The sequence below is a fragment of the Anaplasma ovis str. Haibei genome (genome assembly GCF_002214625.1).
Classification (GTDB): Bacteria; Pseudomonadota; Alphaproteobacteria; order Rickettsiales; family Anaplasmataceae; genus Anaplasma; species Anaplasma ovis.
The window spans coordinates 248,118-265,274 of the sequence record NZ_CP015994.1 but is presented as its reverse complement, the minus strand read 5'-3'; the positions used below and the strand labels follow the sequence as shown (position 1 = coordinate 265,274).

13 protein-coding genes are annotated in these 17,157 nt (G+C 50.0%); 7 read left to right on the top strand and 6 right to left on the bottom strand.

Translation table 11 applies throughout. From position 1 onward, the window contains the following. Window positions 1–104 precede the first annotated feature (104 nt). The gene (locus AOV_RS01165) at window positions 105–2,831 is read left to right on the top strand and encodes a hypothetical protein (protein WP_233497193.1); all 2,727 of its coding nucleotides are present in this window, start codon (window positions 105–107) and stop codon (window positions 2,829–2,831) included. A 98-nt stretch (window positions 2,832–2,929) separates the two neighbouring features. Here the strand turns inward: AOV_RS01165 and AOV_RS01160 are convergent, their stop codons facing one another. Together AOV_RS01160 and AOV_RS01155 are read right to left on the bottom strand one after the other, a co-directional pair. After that, complete coding sequence (locus AOV_RS01160; protein WP_233497192.1) at window positions 2,930–3,460, bottom strand: hypothetical protein; 531 nt, start codon at window positions 3,458–3,460, stop codon at window positions 2,930–2,932. Between the two features lie 10 nt (window positions 3,461–3,470). After that, the gene (locus tag AOV_RS01155) at window positions 3,471–3,983 is read right to left on the bottom strand and encodes a demethoxyubiquinone hydroxylase family protein (RefSeq protein ID WP_075138798.1); all 513 of its coding nucleotides are present in this window, start codon (window positions 3,981–3,983) and stop codon (window positions 3,471–3,473) included. Between the two features lie 339 nt (window positions 3,984–4,322). Between AOV_RS01155 and AOV_RS01150 the strand changes: the two genes are divergently transcribed. Further along, a complete protein-coding gene (locus AOV_RS01150) occupies window positions 4,323–7,922 on the top strand; it encodes a hypothetical protein (RefSeq protein ID WP_075138797.1) in 3,600 nt (1,199 codons plus the stop codon). A 173-nt stretch (window positions 7,923–8,095) separates the two neighbouring features. Here the strand turns inward: AOV_RS01150 and AOV_RS01145 are convergent, their stop codons facing one another. The 3 genes from AOV_RS01145 to AOV_RS01130 all read right to left on the bottom strand — a co-directional run bounded on the left by AOV_RS01145 (window position 8,096) and on the right by AOV_RS01130 (window position 11,215). After that, complete coding sequence (locus AOV_RS01145) at window positions 8,096–8,929, bottom strand: hypothetical protein (RefSeq protein ID WP_233497191.1); 834 nt, start codon at window positions 8,927–8,929, stop codon at window positions 8,096–8,098. 1,057 nt (window positions 8,930–9,986) lie between these two features. Beyond that, a complete protein-coding gene (locus AOV_RS01135) occupies window positions 9,987–10,493 on the bottom strand; it encodes a disulfide bond formation protein B (RefSeq protein ID WP_075138795.1) in 507 nt (168 codons plus the stop codon). After that, a complete protein-coding gene (locus tag AOV_RS01130) occupies window positions 10,493–11,215 on the bottom strand; it encodes a phosphatidylglycerophosphatase (protein ID WP_075138794.1) in 723 nt (240 codons plus the stop codon). Before AOV_RS01130 ends, AOV_RS01135 begins: the two co-directional genes overlap by 1 nt. A 159-nt stretch (window positions 11,216–11,374) precedes the next feature. Here AOV_RS01130 and rpmG point away from each other — a divergent pair, with 159 nt between their 5' ends. From rpmG to mnmA, 5 genes are all read left to right on the top strand, one after another. Continuing rightward, on the top strand, window positions 11,375–11,545 hold the full coding sequence (rpmG, locus tag AOV_RS01125; protein ID WP_075138793.1) for a 50S ribosomal protein L33: 171 nt from the start codon (window positions 11,375–11,377) through the stop codon (window positions 11,543–11,545). A 710-nt stretch (window positions 11,546–12,255) separates the two neighbouring features. After that, window positions 12,256–12,552 (top strand): acyl carrier protein, encoded by a 297-nt coding sequence (locus AOV_RS01120; RefSeq protein ID WP_075138792.1) that lies wholly within the window; start codon window positions 12,256–12,258, stop codon window positions 12,550–12,552. A gap of 119 nt (window positions 12,553–12,671) precedes the next feature. Then, a complete protein-coding gene (gene fabF, locus AOV_RS01115; protein ID WP_075138791.1) occupies window positions 12,672–13,940 on the top strand; it encodes a beta-ketoacyl-ACP synthase II in 1,269 nt (422 codons plus the stop codon). A gap of 320 nt (window positions 13,941–14,260) precedes the next feature. Next, complete coding sequence (locus tag AOV_RS01110) at window positions 14,261–15,283, top strand: twitching motility protein (pilT) (protein WP_075138790.1); 1,023 nt, start codon at window positions 14,261–14,263, stop codon at window positions 15,281–15,283. 198 nt (window positions 15,284–15,481) lie between these two features. After that, on the top strand, window positions 15,482–16,624 hold the full coding sequence (gene mnmA, locus AOV_RS01105) for a tRNA 2-thiouridine(34) synthase MnmA (protein WP_075138789.1): 1,143 nt from the start codon (window positions 15,482–15,484) through the stop codon (window positions 16,622–16,624). A gap of 337 nt (window positions 16,625–16,961) precedes the next feature. On the opposite strand, the gene AOV_RS05295 is transcribed toward mnmA, so the two are convergent. After that, entirely contained in the window at window positions 16,962–17,117 is a 156-nt protein-coding gene (locus AOV_RS05295) for a hypothetical protein (protein WP_158543027.1), read from the bottom strand. Between the last annotated feature and the right edge of the window lie 40 nt (window positions 17,118–17,157).

The following is a 17,157-nucleotide window of genomic DNA, read 5'->3' as shown; positions in this document are numbered from 1 at the left end:
TTGTTTTACCATACCCGCTGCCTGGCAGGCGTGTGAGGTGCTTTTCCCTTAAAACGTCATATGCCTTCCTGTAGAGTCTACACACACCTCGTCGCACATATGAAATGAGTCGGCAGCAACGTAAAGACAGGGGGGCGGCGTCCGTTGCCCAACGACAGCAGGAATTACAACATAGCACCGGGGGAACATCTAAGGTAAAGCTCAAAAATGAGTTAGAAAGCGCTGTGGAGGCACATTTCCTGTATGGAGAGGGAGAAAGGCTGTTCACAACGCGAGATCCAACTGGTGTCGAAGGCGCGGTCAATGTGATTAAAGAGAAAAATCTCATAATTGGGCCGTCTGCAGACCATAACAATCTTGCAACATCCGATATCAGCACCCTAACAAATATGATGCTGCGGTCAGCTGGCGGAAGCGCTCATAAAGTACCCGAACATGTTGTTGCAGCTTGGGCTGCATTCTACACCCCTCCAGAAAAACGAACGACCCTTGTTGAGATACTGCGAGCATGCATTGCTTATCCACAAAATCCACAGGTAGATGTCTCTATCAGCGACATCAAAATTTGCAACATTCTCCCCTCTCCTACCCCTACCGCGTCGCAACAACCCCAGCAGAAATCTTGGATACACTCGTTTTTTAGTAGCAAGCAAGAGCAAAGCACGGCAACGGCTGTACCTGAACAAAGAAGCCGCCCTCCCATAGGCATGCGTTGCGAAGAGACCATCAAATTCAAAGTCAAGGACGTAGTCAACAGCGCACCTGTGGAAGACGTAGTAATGACCATACAGTATGACCTTGTTGCAGTACACAACAAATCATCTGGCACTGACGATGTGGAGTTGCGAGGTCTATCGTTCTGCGTTACTCCAGCTACAGAATTTGAGCAGCACGGTAATAGCAGCGCCAACAAGTGCGTGTGGCAGGCGCGGCAACGTTGTACCCGCGTGTTTTTGTCTACCGAACTCAACCTTATTAAGGACGCAAGCAAGTTGGAAGCTGTAGACATATTAGACAACTCAGTAATGTCTGGCAATGGCCCCCAACAAGCTTCCACTCTAACGTATAGACAACGTCTCCAGATGTTGCTAGATGTACAGGAGATGCAAAAGCAAGCCAAAGAAACAAACGCACGCATATCGCCTCAGTCTACCAATAGCAGCACCCAGAAACAAATTCTGTTCAAAGATACGGAGTTCCTGAAAGATAATAAGGACATCTGCACACGTATTTTTGTATCAACATTTCAGGAAGCGGAAGAGATGCTGGGTGCGTTCGTGCATACGGTTATAGCTGATAGTTGCGCCGACAGATGGAATACAAAGCCGGAGTACTTTCAAAAAATATCCTTTAAGATCCCCCTCAATGCCGAAGACGCGCAAGAGGGGTATAAAGTAATTGAACATGGTTCCGTGCATATACCCCTATCGGGGCAAAATATACACGCACTGCTCTCCTACACAGTGACAACAAAGCGTACGACAGGCAGTGAACACAAACCTGAGGTAGTCATAAGCAAGGCAAAGTTGGGAGTGAGGCATGTGCCAAGAGGGTTCAAGTTGCACAATTGCGCTTGGGTGCGCTATCGCTCAACGGACTTCATCACATTCGTCATACCAGATCTGACATACACCTGTGTGACAAGCACCCTACCAACCTGCTGGCACCAGGCGAAAGAGTATCGCGCAATTGTAAGCCCATACCCCAAGAAAGCTGTTGAGATGGCCTCCAGACAAGAAGGCATTGCACCGGCAGAGCATCACATCACAGTTCCTGTGATACAACCGGGACAAGGCGAAGGTCAGAAACCGTGGGCAATAGGGGCTTCGGAAAAGATGCCTGGTGCACAATCAGAAACCAAGAGTGGGGAGCGTAGTACAGATTACGCTGTAAGTGAGCACACTAATGTCCATGGTACAACAGATCACGTGGAATCAGATAAGCCAGAGCACCGGATAAATGAGAAACAACGCCAGTGGATTGACCAAATGGTGACACAGGCCGCCTCCACACACCACGCAGACACGGACGAGCACTCGTTTGAGTCTCACATCACAAGGTTCGTAGAGGCACACAAACAGCCAAACGCCGATAGCCACACGAGCGGATCTGGAGAAGCCTTTTATTACGATACACCGCAGGAATCTTTTGGTGTCAATGATATAGAAGAACCCGAACCGCAGTCGGAACCGGAATCTGGACGACACCCTACTCAAGAGAAAAGTGTACCTCACGGGAGCAGATCAAAGACAAAAAAACCGCTACCGCATTCGGAAGAGAAGCTACAATCGCAGTTGTTGTGGTTCTTATTAGCAATATGGAAAAGCATCCTGCTCATCTTTCAGTTTCTGATAGTAACCCCCCTGGTTTACATATACAAACTGTGTACCCAGTATGCAGCTCAATCTCCGACGACTACAACCGATGTGCCCGAAGAGGCAAGTGACAAATCTGCCAAAAAATCAGCTACTGAAAAACAAAAAGAGAGCACTTCTTTCTTCGCGCAACTTCGGCGACGTGCCAAAAACTCATCTGCCGCAACCAATGAGACAGATGCAGATACTCCTAAACCGAAAAAGCCGGAGAAACGCAACAAGAACGCTGCAAATACCCCAACACCGGGCAAGGCCCCTGATAAGGAAGGGGCAAAACGCCCAACAGAGCGGAAAGACGTGCGGAGCGACCAGCAAACGAGCAATACCGCGCCCACCAACACAGAAAGTAATACGGAGGAAAACCCGAGTGATGAGGACGAAGTTTCCTCAACCATGCAGGAGCCTAAAATCGAAAATGCCTTTTTTGAGGTTCACAGCGTACTATACCCCATGTGATGTACCACAAATACCACTCCTCCCGCTGCATTGAGCGCGATTACCGAACTGATAACGTGTCGGGGCTCATTAGAAAAATCTTGTCCACCACAGAACCCCTAACTCAACCTTCGAGCATGTGGCCCGCCGTATTTCCTCTTCCAATTTCTGGATACTAACGCATACGCAATCCAACCCAAAAACACCTGTAGTCCCAGGTAAAATGCCTGAGAAGCCCTACCAAGCGTGATATACCAAACAATCCACTGAATTCCACTAACGCAACACAGAGATACAAGCACGCCCAAATTACCGGAAAGCCTTTTCCACACCCCAGAAAGGGTAATATTAGCAACTATGTAAAATATTGAGGAACCCCCAACAGGAAAAAAGTATATTATGTCCCTAAATACTCCAACAATGAACAGCGGAAGATTTGCTAGGAACATGTTCCTACTGTACGCCAAAACCATGAGAAGCATGTCAAATCTGGGAGTAAACTTATGCATCACTCCGCTAAGTAGAAACTCGCACAACACCAGCGCCGACATCAGCGCAGCAACAAACATTCCCCTGGCACTCCCGACTATGCTTATTTTACAATTAGCAGCCACCAATCCTCGTGTAATTTTAGTTAAGCTAGCAACCATTGGTACTATCTTATAGGGCCTTAGAAATTGCAATTCCAGCCCTACAGGCCATTTTTATTGCGGAAGACAGCAGCCTATATCCAAAAACCTCCTCGGCACCGCAACTTATGGCAGTTTCCATGTGTTCGCGTTCCTCGGCACAGAACTGTAGTATCTTATCGCTTAGATCGCGCTCACTGTCATCTAACTGCGCAACTTGATTGCTATAGTGATCACAAATAACCTCTTCGACCGCAGCCGTACATGCCATTGCTGCCTTCTTACCCATCATAGCAGTTACATAACCAAGTGCAACCCCTGCAACGTGCCACACGGGCAAAAACAGCGTGGGGCGCACCCTTCTCTGGAGTATTAAGTTATTAAAGTATCTGAAATGCACCCGTTCGTGCTCTTGCATCTCCTGAATTTTATCAGCATCCCGTGTGCGCGAAAACACAACGCCCTGCCCGTGGTATATGCACACCGCTGCATACTCGCCAGCATGGTCAACCCGTATCATGCTTTCCACAGATTTGCTTCGCATCACAGAACCACACCCAACGCAGGGCATGATAGCACATATTGCCCACACAGAAAACCATTCCTGCGCGAATCCGCCACGCTAATTTTTCCGACATATGTGATACCCCATGCTGGCTTACAACACTTGTGCATTGTGTGGTTTTAGGAACCTGAGGGGATAAATATTTTTTCCAGTACGTAAGCAGATCGAAGCTGGTGCTTGCAAATTTTCCACGGCTGTACGGGAGTAGCGCATGCTGTCACACCCTGAACATTTCTTTTTCACTGAAACTGTGCTACCATCTCGGCCGTAGTGTGTTGTTACCTTAAGCACTCTTATTGTATTTCTTGAGGTAGTAACATGCCCACTGTCGAACCGGATGCCAATAGCGTAGAGTTTTGGTGCGAAGATATTGCAGAACTTGGGCGCGCGGCAGATCCGCACATGGCCAGAGCGACCGTTACGCAGCATGCAAATTTGAGGGCGTTGTCCGGAGAGGAGTTCTGTGGCTGTATCCATAGGGGGCTACTCACAACGGTAGACGGGGGCAAGGTTCCTAAAATATCTGTAGAAGATCTAGATCGCATAAGACACAAGGTTGGGGACGGTGCCCTCGTGCTTCAGCCAGATTTTATGCGCGCACCCGCTAGGTGGTGCAACAGGCACCTGCCGGGCCTGGCGGTCGGGGTGCATGTCATGCACCATCTATTGCTTAATAGGCAGTACTCAGTAATGGGTCCAGAGGAAACTATAAGCAGAATACGCGGGAACGTGTACGCGCTTTCTGCTTCACACGTGCATCAGGCACTGATATTTGAAATTGTAAAAGCTTTCAATTCCGAATGTATATCAGGAAACTGTGGCACAGCGGTTTTCCACTTCATAAGTAAGCACGAAATGACAGCTGGCGGAGTGGAAGAAAGCCGCCATATTCACAGGGTTTCAGACAACAAAGTGCTCTTGGAACACAACTTGTCCGTTAAGATAATCCCTCAATCGCTATTACAAGAACACACCGCTCCTACAGAGTCAGAAAGCACAGGAACATTTTATACATTTATGGAGACGGAAGCCTCTGTAGTAGAGGGTGCAGTACGTTATGAGACTACTATACGTTTTAAGATTGCCAAGGAGATACTAAACCACATAGCCGAGAAGCGGAGCGCTGGAGGCAATTATCAACCCAGAGATAGCGATCTTGTTGTATTAATGCGATACCCACACTTCGAAGTACCGTTTGACCAAATGCATGAGGAGGTCTCTCTTGTAGTAAAACTGGACGAGGCCAAAGCTAGGGGTAACAAACATGGCATCGAGGAGGGCACGCAGCAGCATGCGAAAAAAGGAGTGCAAGCACCTGATTATGCCTCTCAAACGCTGTTTGCAAGCGCAATGGCTAGAATGGGCAATCTCCTGGGAAGGAATACACCAAAACCGGAGCAGCAACAAAACCTGAAAAGTAAAAGGATCGTATGCAAAGCCGCAATTTTGGACCAGTCTGATTCCACAACAAACTTCAGAATAATGGATATAAAGGGTGAAGTGGATAGTGCATTGATTCAGGAAAATGGAAATTATGCACTGCATGGCATAGTTAGCCATACATTCCCGCACGCAGTTGATTGGAGGCATGAGGAAGCGTTTATAACAAACTGGTTCCGCAAACAACCAACAGAGACAGGCACTCATGAGCAGCCTGTCCGGGAGGGAGAAGCTGTAGCGGCGCAAGAAGAAGGCGGCCAGCACGAAAATATGACAACAAACGAAGGTGCTGATCCGGGGCTTACCGCAACTGTACCAGCTGAAAACGCTGAGGAAGACCTTATCACGCATGCAAGCATTACTAACATTGGAAACCCCGTACTTAGCCGTTCCTCAAGCACAGATGATGGAGCATTATTAAGTGATACACAAAATAGTAGCGGACATGACAGCATCCAAGCATCTGGAGATCTGAGTGACCCGGGCAGCAGTAGCGGTTTCTTGAGCGCCGATAGCGGAGAGGAGGCAACTCTTACACCTGAAGAGGAGGAACCCAAACAGTTTGTGGAAGCTGGTACTCAGCATACACCTTCGATGCAGCACGCTACTGCCAGTGACAGCGCTGACCCTCGCCCACATGAGGGTACATTGAGCGCGCAAGCTGGTGTCAGCCTGGAAAGCATCGGAGCAGTAGGTGGAGCCGCGGAGGATGCGGAGAGCTCACCCGCAGACGTGTATTCTCTACACAAAGTATGCGAACATAACTACGTGAACCTGTCAAGCGAGGAAGTAGAACGAATCATCGACCAATGGACCGCGGAATGGGGCGCCATGTCGAGCTTCGCGCGACAACCCAAGCCATCCGAACACCAGCTCTCTATAGCGAGGCAAGTAGCAGCTGAGATCTTATTGTACACATTACACAGACTTAGTGTGAGTAATACAATCAGGGCAGGGCTAGAAGCGTATGGGCCATCTGAAGTCGGTCGCTCATCTGCTGTAGATTTTCCCAGAGAGGATTTGAGAGTAAATGATGTTTACGCACACACCGAGGACGTAGCAACAGAGTTAGCTAGCACCCTTAGAGCTGACCATAGCGATACTGCCGATGCGGAACAGTTGGCGGCATTGCACGGTATGGAATATAGAGGCGAGTATGCACATAGATTTGATCCGGGTGGTGAGAGACTGAAGGCGTTTGCCGCACTCAAATATATGTTCGTGCAATCAGTGCACAACTCAGCAGAATCCGGTTATGCTGTGCCACATCCCGCGCTTATAGAGGAAATGGTAAATTCTCTAAACCAAGCGGGGGCAGTCGCTTCGCCTAAAGCCAGCATGCTAGCTATCATAACACGTTGGGGACTACAAGACTTTGGAGTGTTGGTTAGGGAGGAAGGGCATATAAATAGGGCATCCTCTGCTGACAATCAAGCACCAGTTCACAGCACGTCCATCAATTGCACTGACAGCAACAAAGTGAGCATTCTCATAATGCACTCAACGATACCCTGGGTATCGGGATTGGCAAGAGCAAGCATGAGTTATGACCTGCATTTTTCTCCCGAAGATAACTCGATATCTTATAAAAACGTGTATATACGTGTAGCCCTACCCGGAAGCAAAGCAAAGCTACCTCCACTTGAAATGCTAACAGGCACGTACGCACAGCCAGAAACCACAAGCATACCCGATACCATACCAGAAGAGGGCATAGTGATTGTCCACAAAATGGAGGACATGAAAATAAGCGTGAGAGAAATGCTGAAACAGGATAGGAAAGAAGAAGTTGTGTCATTCCTGAAGCATGAAGCAACACCAGCGCTCACCGCCGATACAGCCGGACACCACGCAGAGGGGGCCACAACAGTGGAAGAAACGTGGCGCGGCAGGCTAAGGGAATGCGGGGCAACCCTCATGGAGGAGAACAGGCCGTTACCACGGACCACCCACCAAGGCGCTGATGAAGAAGGCCAAAACACCGGACGCACTCCGTGGTACATGGCACCATGGAACCTCCTGTGCGGGGTATTCAGAGCTATAGGGTCGTTCATAGCCCAACTGGCACGCGCTATTGTGAACATCTTCAGGTGCGGCCACAATCCTAACTACGACACTCTCATCGACGAGAGCGAGGAGATTGCTGTAACCGACACACACAACACCACAGAAAGCGTGCAGGAAGGGAGGGAAAGGCAGCACCACACCAGCCACCAACCGGCACAACAGGGTGTCAGCGCAGTGGACCCTGGAACGGCCACGCCCACACTACTCCGAAGCGATGAACGCGGCAGCACCCACCCGCAAGGAGAGGGACGCGAGCAGGAAGCAGGAACCCCGACAGTTACACCTCCGAGCACAAAGTTGGACAGCCCACACAAACTAGGTGAGGGCGCGACGACACGCAGGTCATCATTCGCGGAGCTCCACGAGCGCCTAAGGCGACAGTACGACGTGCAACAGCAGGCCAGAAGGTAGCCGAGGACGGGGGAGCAGCAGCTACCAACCACAGGACAAAACCAGGCCCCCACGGCATGGCGGAAGGAGACAACCCGCCCCTCCGACGCGCGGGCAGGCAGGCAGGCAAAAACGCACGAACCAGTCAATCCAAATCTTGGAGACGCGCTGCTAAAGGGTTACGCCGCCCGTCCTCAAGAAGCCCCCAGTCCGCCCCCAGGAGCACTCTGACCCTGCGCTGCTGACACCTGCGTACCCGCAAGGCTCGTCGCAGGAACAGCGTTCTCCGCATCCGCAAGGCTCGTCGCAGGGCGGCTTGTCGGGAAAATACTACCACCCGCGATGCCGCCAAAGCTGCCCGCAAGGCCGCCACCAAGCATGCTCTTCATAATATCCATAGGATGGCCTGTGACGGCAGACTTCATCTCATTCCAGTGATGAGTCACACCAGCGTGGGGACCGCTTTCATCAAAGAAGCTGACTGCCAGATCGGTAGCAGCCCTGATGCCAGAAGTACTTACATAGTTGTCGTATAGCGCACGACCCAAGTACCCCACCTTTGTAGGATCGCCGAAAGTGATCGCACACGTCAGATACTCCACACAGCTCTTGACTACTGAACTTACATACATAAAGGTAGAGACTATCAGTGCCGGAACAGCCGTGAAAAGAGCTATAACGGGCCACAGGACTATGACGGGAACAACCTTGACGAGGGACATAAAAAAGTTACGCACCCCATTAACGGGCTCCCTACCCTCCTCCTCACCACCAGCAGACGCCTGACGACCCCGCTTAGAAAAGAATCCAGCAAGAAACCTGACGGGCAGCACAACAATCATCGCGATGGTCATCGCCACATAGGTGATAGTGGTAAGAAGCACCGTGGTTGCGAGCAACACGAGCGATAGCGGCAACCGTAAAATTAACTCGACCCCTGCACCAAGACCGGAATCACTCTCCGGCACCTGCAGGACAACAGCACGGCGTGGTGAATCACCACCACTTAGAAACTGCTCCCAAGACATAAGGCAAACCCCACCATAAACACAACCCAACTGCGAGCCGTGGTGTTTACCCTGCAGGGTAAACACGGCATCACACACAAACTCCGGTTACCATACACATTTTGAGGCAAGTGGTCAATGGATAATGTATGATTGCAACCGTTTTTCGAGAGTATAACATCCTAAATACACGTACAATAGCCGATCATTGCGCCGTGAACGTACAGCTTGGAGCATAACCCAAACCCGAACTGTTAACCCTTATTGTGCATATGGCGGTACAGCTCGCCCGATCAAGCCTCAGACATACTGCAAAAATTAAAAACGTAATAACCAGCCCTTAGTTGCAAGTTTATCACGGCATAGTCCCCATACCACACATTGAAGAACTTGCGCACACCCCCAAAATCTTGCACTGTGACAACTTTGCACTTATACACGCAGGCAGCGCCGCAACATGACGCCCTACATGAGCGCGAAAGTAAGCCATACAGCCGACAGTTGTGGGTGAACTCCACACCAATGTGCACCCAACTCATGCGGGAAGGTGTTCACACCACAAGCGAAATACATCTAAATGCGGGGTAAGGTGCACACAAGTTTTAGTGCGTTCACGCCACACGTTGTTGCCGTGGCGCAGCAGCTCACGTACAAAAAACAACTCACACAATATGCGCACCACGGCCACACCACCCCAAACTCAGAGATGTAGCCTAGCACTGTACCAAGTAATTTATTCGGGTAATTTCCCCAACACACTATGTGCACTCCCACATGCATCGAGATTCGTTAGCCACAACAGAACATCTACAGGTCGCTGGACATTCTGACATCCCCAAATTGCAACACCTCAAGTGTACCCACGCGTCATCACCGATAAAAGCGCCCCCACAAGGCATGCTCAAGTTCCCTCTAATCTCCCCCCACCAAATCCAGCTTGGACCATGTTGCAAACGCGAGATTCCTTGATAACAGCGGTACACAAGCCTAGCCACATATTTTGAGTGCGTAGATAGGCCTTGGCGCGAGTCGCTCACAAAGTGTGTATTGTAAATAGAGCCAATACTCCTACCACAGGCTATTTTCCCTTAGTAATCACAATATCCAACACGGCTCTGTATACTCCCTTGAAGCCGCATTTCTTCACCGCAAAAGCCAACAGCAGACATCCGGTTGCGTATACGACGTTCCATCCGGAAATTGAGAGCCCAAGAAAAACAAAGCTCGGAACACCGCATGACGGAGCAACGTCATTGCTTAGCAGATTGCGCTTTATGTCATCAACACTTGCGCGAGGGTTTACATCACCGGCACAGTGCAGGAAATCCGTAAACCAACCGTACTCCAGGCCGGCATGATACATTGAAAGAGCCACACTGCCTACGTAACACACGGCAGTGCAACAGAGCGAGTACTTATCCCCTCTCAACATGCCAACCACAGAGAAAAAAAGCGCGGCAAAGTATGGGACCCGCTCATATAGGCACAACCTGCACGGAACCAAGTCATACACAATCTCTCCAACATAGGCGGCCACAAGCGCCAATACGCTGCCGACAAAGAAAATGACGCCGCACTCTCTCATTACCCTGCCCACCGCACAAACGCAATACGCAGAACCGCGGCACTGTACTTCAGGGCGTAAGACACCTGCAATCCCGCACAAATGAACGCCAATAGATACATCACCAGCATAGCATATAGCGAAAGCGTCATTCCTTCCATCATAACCGAACACCAGTTGCTGTACCGTAACTTTAGCAGGGATGCAGGCCAAGGCCTGATAACAACCATAAGATTGTAAAACACAAACGGCACTATGAAGAATATGAAGAGGTGCATAGAATAGTTTGCCCACAGCGGGCATGTGAAGATGTCGGCACAAATCTTGTTATAGACACCACTTGCAGCACCGTACAGAGTAACTGACGCCGGCATTGACAAAGCTGCAGTGAGTAACTGACCGAATGCTGACTGAATAACTATGGTGTCGTGCCCCATAGGCGCGCCTCTGTCGTTGCTTTGTAGCACAAAAATAGACAACATGCCAATAATAAGCAGGAAAACCGCCACTTGCAGGAAGAACGGAGCAAGCTTGAGGCCGGTAGCGAACGCGGCGTCATACAGAGGAGGGAAAAACCCATACACCAGGTAACAAGACACGTGGGAGATCAACAGTGCGGCTAGGGCGGCCCAGTGCTCCTGCCAAGCAGGCAGATGGCCTATGCCCAAGAAGGTGCTCACCACCCTCACTGGGATAAGAAAACCTACAAGCCTGATTACAACCTTGAATAACGACCTAAGCATACCACGAAGCCACAAACACGAATGCAGACCTCCAACAACGCGGGGGCTAGCCCCCTACATACCTACTCCACAAGGTATGTCAACCGTTTTTACCAAACAGCTTGACCGACAATATCCGGACATGTAGAATTCTGCAGTTTTGCGTTTTGTGGGTCCGCTGTGGCTAAAAAAGGTTCTGGTCTATTGGTAAAGCTGGTCAGCAGCGAGGGTACTGGCTATTTTTACGTCAAGAAGCGTGACCCTAAGAAGTTGGTCCAGAAGCTCTCTTTCCGCAAGTATGACCCGGTCGCTAGAAAGCACGTCCTGTTCAAAGAAGAGAAGCTGAGGTAGTGTAGCTTGGCGCGCCAAGCTGGTAGGTTATGGCCGCAGCCTGCGGTTGCTTCTGTATGACATAGCACAGTGGGGCGTTCGTCCCCACGTATGTGGTGTAATGCACCAATGCTGTACGTGCGTTGTTGCAGGCATGTCATCCTGGTTTGGGACCAGTACCGGTTCCTTTTTCGGTGTTGCCGGGTATGGCAAGTGTCTGTGTTATCGGTTTGTTCGAATGGCGCCATTCATAGTCCCGTCGCTTTGCAAAATCCCGTTACGAAGCGTGACGGCCGCGGGAGTAACGCATCACATAAGGATCACACTATGCTCTGGTGAAAACAGCACCCTGCCTCGCGCTTGGACCAATAAAAATGTTCCCGGGCACCAGCATAATTATAGATAGGGGTCGTCTTAATCAGCACAACCATGGGCAATTCCAGTTGACGCAAAGTGCTAGCGTGTCAGCAAATAGAGCATACCGCGCAGATCTGAAAGCTACCGTAGCGGCCTCAGGAAGGCAGTGGTGTGGCATTTAACTGATGTATGCACAACCCTACGGATGTGTCAGTTTGGAAGACGCACAGTAAAATCCGGTGGGGATTCTAACTGTTTTTACGATTTTACTCGGCAATTCTATTTGATTTTTTGATTTTTAGAGGTATATATTGCCAGTGCTGTGCGGTTCTGGCACGGTCTGCGGTTTCTTTTTTTAGTTTTGTGGGTGCGTCATGGAAGGTGGTGAGGTAGGGAACTTTAAGTCTGACGATGCTGTTTTGGAGGACATCAAATCTAAGGTCATGGAGGCCGTGATTGGCTGTCTAAAATTGAAGGATGAGCAGAGGCAGGTTCTTTCCGGGACCACTAACCTGGCCAAAGATTTCAACCTGGATAGTCTAGACTTTGTGGACCTGATTATGTCCCTGGAGGAGAAGTTCTCCATAGAGATTACCGACGAAGAGGCGCAGGGGTTGGAAACCGTAGATGACATATGCAAGTACATATATGGCAAATCTAATTCTAAGTAGTATCCACCCGTTTGCGGCGCGGTGTTTGTGCTTCCCAGTTTCATCAAACGTCGTTGTCGCGCGGTCTTTTGGTTCTCTAGGGGTTTGCTTCCAATGTTCGGGAGTTGTTTCGGTTTTGTATGGCTGACAGGGCTAGGGTTGTCGTAACTGGTATGGGCCTGGTGACGCCGCTGGGGTTTCAGATCTCTGACGTGTGGGGCCGTCTAGTCAATGGAGAGTCGGGCATATGTGCCATTAGTGGGTTTGATGCTCATGACCTTGATTGCAGGGTTGGAGGGCAGGTAAATGTAAAAGGCCAGTCGGAAAAGTACGAACTCGATCCCACGCAATGGATTGAGGAAAAAGAAGTAAAAAAAATAGATCGCTTCATTATTTTTGGAATAGCGGCATCCGACATGGCGCTGGCCGATTCTGGCCTACTGGAGACAGAGTTTGATCCAAACCGGGTTGGAGTGTTGGCAGGGTCCGGCGTAGGTGGTCTGCCGTACATAGAAAAAAACGTCATAGCTGTGCACGATCGCGGGCCAAGGCGTGTTAGCCCGTTCTTCATACCTGGAAGCTTGATTAACCTGCTTCCGGGTTACATTTCCATGAAGTACGGTCTCACCGGATATTGCAATGCTTCAGTAAGTGCCTGCGCGACAGGGGCTACTGCCATTGCCGACGCGGCGCGAGTCATAGCATCCGGAGAAGCAGACGTTATGCTCGCTGGTGGGGCAGAGGGCGCGTTGTGCAGGGCGGCAGTGGCTGGATTCTGTATCATAAAGGCTCTATCAACAAAATTCAATGATACGCCGGTGCTTGCTTCCCGTCCTTGGGACAGAGACAGGGACGGCTTTGTGATCGGAGAGGGTGCCGGCATCCTGGTGCTGGAAAGTTATGAGCACGCAAAGATGAGAGGTGCAAATATATACGCGGAGCTCGTTGGTTACGGGATAACTTCTGATGCCTATCACGTGACGGCCCCGCATCCTGAAGGTCGTGGGGGAGCAGACGCAATGAGGCGTGCGCTGCAAATGTCGGGAATTGCCCCAGAAGGTGTGGGGTATATAAACGCACACGGAACCTCGACGCCGGTGGGAGACAGTGTTGAGATTTCCGCAATAAAATCAGTGTTTGGTGACCACGCATACCGCGTGCCTATATCTTCCACAAAGTCCTCTATCGGTCATTTATTGGGGGCAGCCGGGGGTGTGGAAGCCATTTTTTCCATACTGTCTATCCTTAATGGAGTTGTGCCTCCAACATTAAACCTACAAAATTCTTCGGAAGACAGTAATTTGAACTTGGTGCCTCTAAACGCGCAGGAACACAAAGTGCCTAGTGCGATGTCAAATTCCTTCGGGTTTGGAGGGGTTAATGCATCGCTGGTGTTCAAGGCCGTGTAACACGCCGGGTGAGTTTCATTTGTGGCCGTCCGTTAGTCGCGCTTTCTTACGCTGCACCAATTCCTGCACATACCCATAAAGCATATGTGGGCTTCACTCCATTACGCGCCAACGTGATTTTCAATTATCGCGACACCACTGCGGGTGCGCGCCAATTCTACTCACAACAACCGCAGCCATCGGTGAGGGGCTCGGTAATGCACGGTGACACAAGTTTGAAATGGCCCCGACAGTGAGCATATACTGCAAGAACCACATTTAATAGTTGTGAAATAAAAATGCCTTAGCATTGCGCCAGCAGGGCATATAAGAACGTGGCAATGGAGTACTTAAAACAGTTAGTTGCATCTTCTATACAACACAACGCATCTCACCTTTACTGTGTCATTGGTCAGCCTCCTGCGATCAAGAGGTTGGGCCACATAGAATTTTTACAAGTGAGAAAGATCGACCAAAGCGATATTAAAAGCATATTGTCCGCTGTGCTGTCCGCAGAGGCTCAAGCCAAGTTCGACAGCGATGGGGAAGTTAGCGTGAATTTTGAGTTTGACGAGACGCATTTTTTGAACATACACGTAGCAAGAGACATCAGTAGGCTTGAATCTGAAGCAAAGGTTACGATTTTCATTAGGGAGTTGGCACTTCCATCTGAGGACGATGTCCCGCAGGAGCTTGTTCGCACGGCCGCGTATGTATCTAGGGGAGTGATACTGCTGGGAGGAGCGGCACACCACAACAAAAATTATACAATCGAGTTCTTGCTGCACAAAATTGGCACGGCCCAGAAAAAGCATATACTGACTTTTGGTATGGAAGCGGAATCTGTGCCAAAATCAGATCGCGCCATAATAAGCGCCTATGACGCATCTCAGGCAAATTTTGACTTTATCAAAAAGCAAGCGGCGGATATTGTGGTGTTTGCTGAGCTTAACAGCAATCTGGTAAGCGTGGCACATAGTTGTGTTACCACAGGTATGCTGGTTATAGCGGCTATAGACGCTGTCTCGACTGCATGCATGCTGGAAAGAGTGCTATCCATGTTTCCGAATATGGAATCAGGAATTAATTTCCTGGCTTCGCACGTATTGGGCGCAACTCTACAAGTGTTACTTGCAAGGAAGCCATGTGTTTATGTGTACGACTTTATAACGTTTGATAACAAGGTCAGAGAAACTATAAGAAGCGGGAACATAGAACTAATAGAGAACTCGGATATCGTGGAGAAAATCAGCAAGTTAATTGAAGAGAACAAACTTACACATTCTGATGCTCAGCCCGTTCTGGCTCATCTTGTTAGCAGCACAAGCTCGCAATACGCAAGCAACGTGGAAGATGAATTTTAACGGAAACGCCCTGGCCAGAGCAAACCACGTGCCGTAGGGGTAACAACAATCTAAAGGCTGCAGCGCACAAACGCCCGCAACTGCATAGATACTTCGCTCAGTTGTGGACGTGCAAAGTTTTCGTGCTTGTACTTTCAACTTGAGACGTAGCACAATCCCACATAGAATCCTGTGGTACAGTTTATACTTTCCCCCGTTATGGTGTTTGATAGCAGCTTGAATTTGGACCCACTGGTTCCCGGCAAATCACCTGAGGAGACCACTGTGGTCGTTGCGATGTCGGGGGGTGTGGATAGCTCAGTGGTCGCCGCGCTTTTGCACGAGCGTGGTTATAAGGTTATAGGAGCAACAATGCAACTGCACAGCAGCTTGCCGGCATCCGGGGCGAAGTCTTGTTGCGGCAGCGTGGATATATATGACGCAAAGCGCGTTGCATCAGCACTCGGGTTTCCGCACTATGTTCTGGACTACGAAGAAGTATTCAGGAAGGAAGTTATAGACGATTTCATAAGTTCATACAAGCGGGGGGAAACTCCCATACCGTGCGTAAAATGCAACCAAACAGTCAAGTTCAGAGACATGCTCAAGGCAGCCAGGACCATAGGTGGTGACGTGGTCGCAACCGGACATTACGTTCGGAGGGTTGAGATCGCTGGCGAACAGCAAATATTGCGCGGTAAGGACCCGCAGAAGGATCAAAGCTACTTCCTGTTCTCCGTAACCTCTGAGCAATTAAAATTCTTGAGATTCCCCCTAGGTAATTTGGTAAAAAGCGACGTGAGGCAGTTGGCACAAAAACTCAACTTGGGAGTTGCAGATAAGCCAGACAGCCAGGACATATGTTTTGTACCTGAAAATAGCTACAGGGAGGTTCTGCGGAATTTGGACCCCGCATCGGTCAAGAAGGGCAAGATTGTGCACGTCGATGGGCGCTTGCTTGGCGAGCATGACGGCATATCAAATTTCACCGTTGGGCAGCGCAGGGGTTTGAACATTTCTGCACCGTATCCACTATATGTAGTAAGATTAGACGCGGAGCAGAACATCGTGGTAGTTGGGCCACAGTCTGCCCTAATGAAGAGAGCATTGTTTGTGAAGAATCTGAATTGGCTCCCTGATTACGACATTCCAGAAAAAGGACTGGTAGTCGACGCTCGGTTGCGATCGTCCGGGGCTACAACCCGCGCTACCATAACGAGTGACGGGGAAGGCTACGGAACGGTGGTACTGGAAGAGGACTGCGTTGTGTCACCTGGGCAGGCATGCGTGCTGTATGACAAAGAAAGGCTGCTGGGGGGCGGATGGATATACAACAAGCTGTGCCACGAAGGGGTGCAGTAAACCTGGCTCTCGCCGCGGGCCCCAGGTAGTGGTATTGCGCCCTGTAGGCTGTTGCACGTGACCGAAATGTGCACATACGCCTTTGGCGTCGGCGCTGTACACATCAGGAAATTCCACATGGCCGTCCCAAGCCTATTGGTTTATAATCCCCCAACAATTCACCCTACTCTCATGCTGCACCAATCCCGGTGCTTGCTCTGACCGGAATTTACCCTGCACACCACCTCAAGCCAGGCCGGCCTCTACCAAAGCTTTACCACAATGGCTGAGCCACCACCTGGCAGCTACAGTCAGCAGTATGCACCATTGCACGGGGCACCGGAACTTTCTGCATGTTTCACCCACTTATGTATGAAGTACGTGTGATTCCAGAAATAGGGCAGCCCCTAAATCTGTCGTGCGCGCATGCGCCATCACGCAAATTTTCATCACACCTGAACTTATCACACAATGCCTCGCAAAAACTCGGAAAATACACCATAGAATTGTGCATACATTACCTGAGCCGTTGCACGATTGTTTTTTGCAGTTAT

Excerpts from the sequence above, each read along its gene's own strand:
- AOV_RS01160 (WP_233497192.1), bottom strand. The coding sequence starts at position 3,460 with ATGGTTGCTAGCTTAACTAAAATTACACGAGGATTGGTGGCTGCTAAT.
- AOV_RS01120 (WP_075138792.1), top strand. The coding sequence starts at position 12,256 with ATGGAAGGTGGTGAGGTAGGGAACTTTAAGTCTGACGATGCTGTTTTG.
- mnmA (WP_075138789.1), top strand. The coding sequence starts at position 15,482 with ATGGTGTTTGATAGCAGCTTGAATTTGGACCCACTGGTTCCCGGCAAA.
- AOV_RS01110 (WP_075138790.1), top strand. The coding sequence starts at position 14,261 with ATGGAGTACTTAAAACAGTTAGTTGCATCTTCTATACAACACAACGCA.
- AOV_RS01165 (WP_233497193.1), top strand. The coding sequence starts at position 105 with ATGAGTCGGCAGCAACGTAAAGACAGGGGGGCGGCGTCCGTTGCCCAA.
- AOV_RS01150 (WP_075138797.1), top strand. The coding sequence starts at position 4,323 with ATGCCCACTGTCGAACCGGATGCCAATAGCGTAGAGTTTTGGTGCGAA.
- AOV_RS01130 (WP_075138794.1), bottom strand. The coding sequence starts at position 11,215 with ATGCTTAGGTCGTTATTCAAGGTTGTAATCAGGCTTGTAGGTTTTCTT.
- AOV_RS01155 (WP_075138798.1), bottom strand. The coding sequence starts at position 3,983 with ATGCGAAGCAAATCTGTGGAAAGCATGATACGGGTTGACCATGCTGGC.
- AOV_RS01135 (WP_075138795.1), bottom strand. The coding sequence starts at position 10,493 with ATGAGAGAGTGCGGCGTCATTTTCTTTGTCGGCAGCGTATTGGCGCTT.
- fabF (WP_075138791.1), top strand. The coding sequence starts at position 12,672 with ATGGCTGACAGGGCTAGGGTTGTCGTAACTGGTATGGGCCTGGTGACG.
- AOV_RS05295 (WP_158543027.1), bottom strand. The coding sequence starts at position 17,117 with ATGCACAATTCTATGGTGTATTTTCCGAGTTTTTGCGAGGCATTGTGT.
- AOV_RS01145 (WP_233497191.1), bottom strand. The coding sequence starts at position 8,929 with ATGTCTTGGGAGCAGTTTCTAAGTGGTGGTGATTCACCACGCCGTGCT.